Annotated in this window: 3 protein-coding genes; all 3 read left to right on the top strand. The window is 40.9% G+C overall.

From position 1 onward, the window contains the following. Positions 1-1,464 (top strand): hypothetical protein (locus MRT15_RS10265; RefSeq protein WP_304330004.1); only part of this gene is annotated, 1,464 nt, incomplete at its 5' end. Continuing rightward, positions 1,448-2,437: a DUF4350 domain-containing protein gene (locus tag MRT15_RS10260; protein ID WP_304330003.1), complete on the top strand. Its 990-nt coding sequence runs from the start codon at positions 1,448-1,450 to the stop codon at positions 2,435-2,437. The genes MRT15_RS10265 and MRT15_RS10260, both read left to right, overlap by 17 nt. After that, the coding region (locus tag MRT15_RS10255; RefSeq protein WP_304330002.1) for a MoxR family ATPase at positions 2,427-2,878 on the top strand (452 nt) is incomplete at its 3' end. The genes MRT15_RS10260 and MRT15_RS10255, both read left to right, overlap by 11 nt.

Below are 2,878 nucleotides of genomic sequence, written 5' to 3'. Positions count from 1 at the left end.
GAGTTGAGAATGGCGTTAGGTGAGCTTACAAGATCATTCAACATACCATACTACGATGTATATTTGAAGCTCAATGAACTAGACAACCTCATCAATAGCATGTATAGGAGGATGATGAGCCTCCTAGATAGAATTGAAGGCCAAGGAAAACTAATAGAAACCTCCATATCAATAGATGCTGAACCAAAAACTTCATGGACTGGTGGAAGGATAACTGTTAGGGGAGTATTATATGCTTCAAGTGAACCCCTCCCAAATAGGAATGTAACGGTAATGGTGGAAGGATTAAAGACGTTTAAAGCCATAACATGCGGGGATGGATCATTCGAAGCAAAAATAGACCTACCCTACATATACAAGCCAACAATTACAATTCAAGCGAAATACACACCCATGGGCATTGATGTGGAAACATATAAGCCCTCAATATCAAATATAGTTGAAATCAACCTAATGTACATAGAACCAAAGATTAAAATCCTACAAATCCCAGAAACAGTTCTACCTGGAAAAACATTCAACATTAAGGGTAGCATAATATCAGCTAAGCAGATACCATACGGGGAAATTAAAGTTTCATGGATCAATCAAGCCCTCAACGTAAAATTGGGGGATGATGGATTCTTCGAAGCAACACTATACACGCCAGGAGAGATACCTGACGGAAGATATGTCCTCACAGTTGAAGCTCCAGCTTCAGGTGTTTTCGCACCTGCAAAGGAAGCATTGAGTGTGATGGTTAAGAGGATGCCCATAAGCCTATCAATAGACATTCCAAGCTCAACCTTAGCTGGATTAAGCACCACTATAAGTGGAAACTTCAAAACTGGAGAAGAATACTTCAATGCAACGGTAAAAGTGTATTTTGCTGGAAATGAGTATACTGTGGAGTCCAGTGGAAGCTTCACAATACCATTAAGCACCCCAATAACAATTCCATCAGGCTACCAAACAGTAAAGCTATACATTACGCCGAGAAATCCATGGATTAGTGAAACCACATATGAGAAGAACATTCTAATAGTAAACCCATTAACCATAATAGCATCCATAGCCATCACAATAATCCTAACAATAAAAACATTTAGGGGGAGGCTGATTACCACTAAGCAGACCATGGAAGCTGAGCGTATCGTGGAATATGGGCGTGGGGAAGAGGCTCAGAAGATTGAAGTACAATTCACGCCAAAGGAGTATAAGTGGCTTATTGACCTATATTGGGAAGCCGTTGAAATTGTCAGTAAGATGACTGGCATAGCCATGGAGCCACATATGACCATGAGGGAATATCTATCAGCAACAGCCTCAAAACTTGGGAAACTATCTTGGTGCTTTGAAACATTAACTTCAGCTGCAGAGAGAGCTCTATACTCAACAAAAATCCCAGAACCCATAATATCAAAGGTTAAAGATGCATTAGAGGATCTTAAGAGGGGGTGCATGAATTTTGAAGCTAAACCCTAAACTCCCACTAATAGGCGTATTAACAGCCCTAGCAACCATAGCCTTAGCATCCACACTACTCCCACCACAAGAAGACTTCAACCCATCAAACCCATACTGGAATGGGCTTATGGAATTCACAAAAATAGCTTCACCATCAATAATAGATGCTGCAACGTATAAGCCAGATCCAAAGACCACAATACTATTCGTGATAGGCCCATCAATAAACATCACTGAGAAACGTATTGAAGCTTGGAGGAGGTATGTTGAGGATGGCGGAATACTGGTACTAATGGATGAAACGGGCTCAATAAACCATGCACTCGAAATACTCAACATAAAAGTTAGAGTCAATGGGCATGTGATGCTAGACCCAGTATTCTACTACAATAGTTGGAGGATACCGAAAATAACTGATTTTAGAGATGATAAGCTTATGGGGGGTATACGTGAAATCGCAATGGACATACCATCAGTACTGGAAGTTACTGGTGAAGTTAAGGGGTTGAAGATTCTAGCATACTCATCAAGCTTCAGCTTCCTAGACCTAGATGGAAATGGCGAACCCTCCAAAGGTGAACCTTCAGGGCCATTCCCAATTGCCGTAGAAGTAAAGTATGGTGGGGGGAGCATAATACTATTCTCGGATTCAAGCATATTCATCAATGGAGTTATAGGTTTAGGAGACAACATAAAACTCCTAAAGAACATCATGGGGGGTAGAGTGGCTGTAATAGATTCTGGAGTTTGGCTTAAAACACCACAATCACAACTAAGAGAATACGTACTAACAGCATACAAGGTGATATGCACAACGGAAATCAAATACTCTTTAATACTGGTTACAGTAATACTCATATACATGCTAACTGGTAGAGTTGGAGTTGTTGAAGTTCGAGACGAGGTTGAAGAGTTAATGTCTAAACATCCAGATTGGGATAGGAGGACACTTGAAATGTTAAGGGAGGCTAGAGGTAAATATGAGCAGTAATGTTATGGATAAAATAATCTCAGAGGTTAGTAGATTCATTGTTGGGAAGAGGGATGTTATAGAGATGATGCTCGTCGCACTACTATCTGAGGGGCATATCCTATTGGAGGGGCCGCCTGGAACAGGTAAAACACTAATGGCTAAGACTTTTGCACAAGCCATTGGAGCGAAATTCTCAAGAATCCAAATGACGCCGGATACACTGCCAGCAGATATACTTGGAACGATGGTGTATAATGTTAGGGATTCATCATTCTACTTGAAGAGGGGGCCAATATTTGCAAACATAATCCTCATAGATGAACTCAATAGAGCTCCACCAAAAACCCAAGCAGCATTCATAGAAGTCATGCAAGAGAGGCAAGTTACAATTGAGGGGACTTCATATCCAATGGAGAAGCCATTCCTAGTACTTGCAACACAAATGCCCTACGGTGCAAC

Source organism: Candidatus Culexarchaeum yellowstonense (assembly GCF_024707025.1).
Taxonomy (GTDB): Archaea; Thermoproteota; Methanomethylicia; order Culexarchaeales; family Culexarchaeaceae; genus Culexarchaeum.
Note: the sequence above shows the minus strand (reverse complement) of the source record. Positions and strands in the feature narration are given on the sequence as shown.